The organism is Pontibacter vulgaris (genome assembly GCF_022758145.1).
GTDB lineage: Bacteria > Bacteroidota > Bacteroidia > Cytophagales > Hymenobacteraceae > Pontibacter > Pontibacter vulgaris.
The window spans coordinates 1-1024 of sequence record NZ_JAJVDH010000029.1 but is presented as its reverse complement, the minus strand read 5'-3'; the positions used below and the strand labels follow the sequence as shown (position 1 = coordinate 1024).

Genomic DNA, 1024 nt, shown 5'->3' with positions numbered 1-1024 from the left:
GTACGTGGGGTTTTATATTCCTCCTGTAAGAAACTCTGTAGCCGCCGAAGATGCTCAGGCCCATATTTCTCTTCCATAACCCCCATGGCAGAATACCAGGCAAGGCTTTCTGAAAGCAGCCCCGCCCCTTCTACATTTGCCGGGTCAACCTGGTTGCCCCACCACTGATGCGCTACTTCATGTGCCACTACAGCTGTTACCAGATCAAAGCCTCGTTCGTCATTTTTAGGGTTCAAAAGGAAAAATCCCTCCTGAGCAGTAATGTTAATGGGGGCTGCATGGTTTCCAAAATCATATCCTGGGTACGACACAAACCTGATCTGCCGGTGTGGGTACGGGCCGAACTGTTGGATATAATATTCTAACGAAGCCTGAACGCTCTGAACCATGCGCTCCAGGTTCTCTGTCTGGCCAGGGTCATAGTAAATCTGTATCGCTACATCCTTCCACTGCTTTTCATGCACTGCGTACCTGGCCGAGAAGAAATTATATTCATTTTTGATGGGAGCATCAATAATATAATGGAAGTACTTTCGGCCGCCTTTGGTCCAGGTCCGGCGCAACGAACCCGGCGCTACCACAGTCTGTCCACTAGCTGTGCCTACAACCGCTTCAACAGAGATTCGCTCACTGAAGGGTGCGTCTTTGCGTGCTTCCACATCATAAAGAGAGGGAGTTACGGGGCGGGGAGCAAGTCCGTATTTTTTTCGATCACCTGACTCATCAATCTCCCGGTATGACTGATACCCAATGGCAGGTAACCATTCATAATTCCGAAAGTTGGTACTTTTCGCCATCACAGAAGCGTCTGCTCCGTTGTTCGCAAAGCCGCGAGTCTTAGAATATATCTCAAAACTAAGTCTCAGTGAGTCACCGGGCTGGAGCGATTCGGCAAGCTCATAGATCTGGTGATCTAGTTTTTCATCAACAAGTACCTGCGTCGCTGACCTGTCAAAGGCAACATTGGTAGTTTGAACTCCCGCAGTAGTGGCCAGATGGATAGAGTCAATGGCGGATTTCGTGT

The 1024-nt window shown here is 49.2% G+C and carries 1 protein-coding gene; it reads right to left on the bottom strand.

All coding sequences use genetic code 11. The features are described from left to right. The coding region (locus LWP20_RS18170; protein WP_262914638.1) for a M1 family aminopeptidase at nt 1-797 on the bottom strand (797 nt) is incomplete at its 3' end. Nucleotides 798-1024 lie beyond the last annotated feature (227 nt).